General features: G+C 42.1%; 3 protein-coding genes and 1 pseudogene. 2 read left to right on the top strand and 2 right to left on the bottom strand.

The features are described from left to right. The first annotated feature begins 245 nt into the window (after window positions 1–245). A complete protein-coding gene (locus QTO00_RS14525) occupies window positions 246–2,117 on the top strand; it encodes a methyl-accepting chemotaxis protein (RefSeq protein WP_331425433.1) in 1,872 nt (623 codons plus the stop codon). 67 nt (window positions 2,118–2,184) lie between these two features. On the opposite strand, the pseudogene QTO00_RS14520 reads toward QTO00_RS14525, so the two are convergent. Next, window positions 2,185–2,322: pseudogene (locus tag QTO00_RS14520) on the bottom strand (thioredoxin-dependent thiol peroxidase); the annotation flags it as partial. A 545-nt stretch (window positions 2,323–2,867) separates the two neighbouring features. Here QTO00_RS14520 and QTO00_RS14515 point away from each other — a divergent pair. Beyond that, window positions 2,868–3,350, top strand: a complete 483-nt coding sequence (locus QTO00_RS14515; RefSeq protein ID WP_331425432.1) for a hypothetical protein — start codon at window positions 2,868–2,870, stop codon at window positions 3,348–3,350. 399 nt (window positions 3,351–3,749) lie between these two features. On the opposite strand, the gene QTO00_RS14510 is transcribed toward QTO00_RS14515, so the two are convergent. Beyond that, window positions 3,750–5,138 (bottom strand): methyl-accepting chemotaxis protein (locus QTO00_RS14510; protein WP_331425431.1); only part of this gene is annotated, 1,389 nt, incomplete at its 5' end.

Raw genomic sequence — 5,138 nt, 5'->3', positions numbered from 1 at the left:
GCCTTGCCTAGCCAAGAAGACGAAGTCAGGAATTAATACCTGCCTCGTAAGCAGGCAAACGTTTGCTCATTGAGCCCCAAAATGTGATTTTTGGGGCTTTTTTGTACGCCTTTATTTAGCCTATTTATCAACAGAGACGGATATTTACGTTATAGTTGTAAGATAATTCTTAAGCAATCGTTGCGTTGGCCGATAAAGTATTAAATACAATAATAATAAAGCTTGCAGATTAATTGAGGGAATATATGAAATTTAGCCAGAAGATAGTTGCAGCTTCATCGGCCCTGTTGCTGGTCACTGTAGCATTGTTGTCTGTTCAACAGCTAAACACTGTAAAACAGGAAGTTGAAGCGCTTGTTGATACTAGCCTGACCGAGATGGTCGAAGGTGTAAAAAATACCGTTGTCTCTGAAATGGAAAGTAAAAAGTCTTTTGCTCAGACGACAACTGAAGTGATTGAAATCGATCCACAAAATAGAGCATTAGTGAGTCAAATTCTCGAAAAGCCCAAATTGAAAGAGAGCTTCTTGGCTGTCGGTTTTGGTTACGAGGTGGATGGATTTGTTGTCGAAAATGATGACGGTTGGGAAGCGGGGCCTGATTACGACCCACGAGTGAGACCTTGGTATCGAGACGCTAAAGCACAAGGTAAACTGGTCGTTACTGATCCATATGTGGACGTTTCGACTAAGAAGGTGATTATCTCTATTGGTACTCCAGTTAAGGAAAATGGTCAGTTCATCGCAGGTATGTTCTATGACATGGAACTGGGTGGCTTGGCTGATTTGGTCAACAGCGTAAACCTGCATGATGCAGGTTACCTATTTATAGTGACGGCCGATGGAACGACCATTGCGCACCCACAAGCGGAGTATAATGGCGAGAATATTTCCAAGTACTTACCTCAAGCGAATGTCGGTGATGGAAAGCAAAGATTTGAACAAGATGGCAAGAACTATCTAGTGAGATTTGAGAAAGTGCCTTCAGAGAATTGGTATATTGGCGCTATCGTGGATGAAGATATTGCGTTCGCTACCATCGATAAAATGCGCAATAGCTCAATAATCTATGTCGTGATAGGCGTGATTCTCAGTGTGGTGATATTGAGTTTTTTGATCAAGGTGCTAATGAAACCTTTGGCAACACTCAATGATGCGATTAAAGATGTTGCTTCTGGGCAAGGAGATTTAACCAAACGCCTAGATACTAACACTGACCAAGAGTTTGCTGAGCTCGCGGAAGGCTTTAACACCTTTACTGAAACGCTACAGAAGCAAATCCAGCAATCGAAAGCGATTGGTGCAGAGATTTTGCGTGGTACTGAGATGACGGTAATCGGTGCTGAGCACTCTGCAGAAGCAATGCGTAGCCAGTTGCAAGAGCTTGAACAGCTGGCGACTGCCATGAATGAAATGGCTGTTACTGCTACAGAAGTCGCAAATAACGCTCAAGGTGCGGCTTCGGCAGCAAAAGAGGCGGATGAAGCAACACAAGGTGGCTCAGCAGTCGTAAGTGAAACTACCCAATCCATAGACACTCTTTCTGCACGCATTGATCAAGCTGTAGAAGAGGTTCAAGGTCTTGAGTCAGCAACCGCTAATATCGAAACTATCTTGAAGGTAATTAACGATATTGCCGACCAGACTAACCTACTGGCGCTAAACGCCGCCATTGAGGCTGCTCGTGCTGGTGAATCTGGACGTGGTTTTGCCGTGGTTGCAGATGAGGTACGTACTCTAGCGCAGCGTACACAAGAGTCGACAACTGAAATTCGTAGTATGATAGAACAGCTTCAATCAGGGGCGAGCTCAGTGTCTGCGGCGATGCATGAAAGTAAGAACACGGCAGTAGACGCTGTTGATAAGGCACAAGCGGCCAATGGTGCGCTGCAACTTATTCGTGAGGCGATTCAACGTATTACTGATATGACCATGCAAATTGCTTCAGCGGCAGAAGAGCAAAGCCTAGTTGCAGAAGAGATAAATAGCAATACAGTGAAGATCAAAGATCTGTCAACCCAAGTCGCCGACTCTGCAGAAGAGTCGAATATGGCAATGCAAGTTCAGACAGAGAACGTTCGTGAGCAAGATGCAATTCTAAATAAGTTTATTGTGTAACCCATGTATCGTGAAGAGTAAATAAAAATGCCAGCGACTAAGCTGGCATTTTTATTTGAGCAACCAATTACTTGTTTTCGTTTAAGTAGTCTAGTACTACTTCGTGGTGAGTCTTGGTCTTGAACTTATTAAACACGTGTTCAATCACGCCTTCTTCATTGATCAAGAAGCTAATTCGGTGCAGACCATCGTAGACCTTACCCATATCTCGCTACCCTTGGAAAAGAATTAAGACATAAATTTTGACATTTCTGATAAAAATCTATCTTAAATAGTGAGTTACGTTAATAAACTCATTACTCCAACCCTAATCATAGCAGTTGTCATAATTTTCCGTAAACTAGACTAGTTTTGGCTTTTTTTGCAGCAAACTTGTCATAAAAATTAGATAAAGCCGTTCACAAGAAGTAGCTTAATGAAGCATTGAGCGGCTTGTCCAACGGCTTCACTGTACACTTTAACACATGATGCACTTTATCGCTCTAGCTCACCTCGGGACAAAAAGTGCCTTAGTGTTACTGCTCTAAAAAATGCACCCTTTACCAGATTCAATAGAAAGCGCGTTCGAGTTTCGAAAGTTAGATCTGCCTCTGGCGTTTAAGTACCTCACCGATTTTAAAGAATATCTGATATTCATTGTGTATAACGTGATAAAGAATTAATTTCACAATCAAGAAGCAACTTTGCCATTGACCGAATACTATGAAAGCCAAGCATTTGTTGCCTATTTTATCCACTTTAATTAGCGTTATGCCAACAAGACTAATCGCATCTGAGCTAACCGATGAACAAACAATAGCAAAGCTCAAAGCTGACATTTACACAAGTGCATCTCAGTGCTTCTACTATTTAGCCAAAGTTAGCGGGAGCGAGACATCAGCAGAGCGAGCTTCTATTTCTGATATATCTCTATTGGAGCTAGACCCAGGGAAGTTCTTTTCGTACAACTTTATTGATCTTGAGCGAAAGTATTCATTTAAGGGGACCAAATTGATGATGCAGTTTTTTTCTGGTTTGAGGGGCGAAAGTCTAAACATGTCTGAACAAGATATTTACATAACGATAGGAAAGTATCATGCGCACCTAGATACAGTTATCGATAAAGAGCAAGGAAAAACACAAAGCGAAAAAGCAGCAATGGCATATCGATTCCAAATGAACAGTGGGGGGACCTGTATGAGCCATTTGGTTAGTTTGAGAGGGCTAAATGCACTTTTAGGGGATAGTCTCTGATTTTTCAAAGCAATAAAACAAAGATATTCAGGAAGAAAAGAGCAGCCCTGACAAGGTTTTTAAACGCCTTTTAAGGTACTGGGTTTCTGGTTTGGATCGGGACAAGGGCGCCTTAGTGCTATTAGTCTAAAATATTTTTGCCCCACTCTGTGTTAACGTAATTACTCAGCGGCGGATCTCGCCACTGGAGTCATCGTACTTTTTCTCATGATTGGTGTCTGAGAAGCGGTGAAAGAAAACTCCCAAAACCGAGCAAAATGTTAAAGTTAAGCAGAAAGTGTTTGTTGCATAACTACTTGTTTTAGCTCTCACCCTGACAGGCTTAAGCCCGTCAAGGTTTGCTTCTGATAAATCGAGTGGTGTAAGGTTGATTCTGGTTTATCTGGAGCTATCTCAACTCTAGGCTTTAAACACCCTAACAGCGGCTGTTAGGTCATCCGCTTGATTCGCTACTACGATAGTGGACTGGGCGTTTTCAGATACCGCTTGTACGTTAATTGACGACAAATCTCTTATTACATTAACATTGCGAGCAATTTCTCCCGATACGGTACTCTGCTCTTCTACCGCCGCTGCGATTTGCGTGCTGTTATCCAGTACCAGTTGCATTTCCTCCATTATTGACTGAAGCCTTGAATAAGCTTGCTCTGAAACTTCCGAACTACTTTGACCTTTACTGCTGCATTGTTGCATCACCCCGACCACAGTCTGAGTTTGCTCTTGAACAGCCAAAATAATATTCGAGATTTCTTCGGTTGAATCTTGAGTTCGACCAGCGAGAGTTCTTACTTCGTCCGCGACGACAGCAAAGCCCCGCCCCTGCTCTCCTGCTCGGGCAGCTTCTATTGCAGCATTAAGCGCCAATAAATTTGTTTGCTCAGCAATGCCTTTAATCACATCCAGTACAGAGCTAATTTGTTCGGATAGCTCAGAAAGTCGCTGAACTTCACTGCTTGCCGAGCTCAAATCACCAGAAAGTTCTGCGATGGTATCTCTTGTTATCGCTATATCACTTAGTCCTTGACTTGCTAGGTTATAGCTTTTCTGCGTATTGGTTGAAGCCTGCTCTGTGGTTGAGGCTACTTCTTTAATGGTTTCACCCATTTCTGTAACTGCTGTTGCAACACTGTCGGTTTCAAGTTGTTGCTGGTTTAGGGCTTTTTCTGTATCTAAACTACTTTGCTGAAGTTGGGTTGAAGCTGCACCAAGTTCATTGACACTACCTTGTACTTGGCTGACCAACTGCTGAATACTTGACAATAAGGTATTAAATTGCATTGATATATCGGCAATTTCGTCGTTGCTCTCCACATGAGCTTTGATAGTTAAATCATGATTATCCGCTACCATAGTCATCACTTGGCTAAGCTGGGCTATATTTCTTTGAATACTCCTGCTAATGAAAAAGGAGAGCATGATAAGTAAAGCTGTGACACTTGCAATGGAGAAAACAATGAATCGACCAATAGAGCTTTGAGCATGTTCTATTTCACCCTGTAGATCCTTTTCAATATGATGAAAAATAGAGAAAATATCATTAAACAGAACTTTTATCTCATTTTTAAGCTGTTGGTCATGCTTAGTATCTTTGCCATAGCTACCAACCAACTCAGTAAAACCTTTTTCATACAAAGATATATCTTTACTAAGTTTTGTCAGCTCTGGAATGACTATTTCAAGCTCAGTCAGGTCGTTCATCAGGGCAACAGACTGTTTTTGGAAATGACGGTACTCGGTGTCGAATTCGGTTCGTTTTGAAGGAGAACCCTCATCTAGGAACTCCAGTTC

The sequence above is a fragment of the Vibrio sp. M260118 genome (assembly GCF_036533755.1).
Lineage (GTDB): Bacteria > Pseudomonadota > Gammaproteobacteria > Enterobacterales > Vibrionaceae > Vibrio.
Note: the sequence above shows the minus strand (reverse complement) of the source record. Positions and strands in the feature narration are given on the sequence as shown.

Coding starts and splice junctions, on each gene's coding strand:
- QTO00_RS14525 (WP_331425433.1), top strand. CDS start 246: ATGAAATTTAGCCAGAAGATAGTTGCAGCTTCATCGGCCCTGTTGCTG.
- QTO00_RS14515 (WP_331425432.1), top strand. CDS start 2,868: ATGCCAACAAGACTAATCGCATCTGAGCTAACCGATGAACAAACAATA.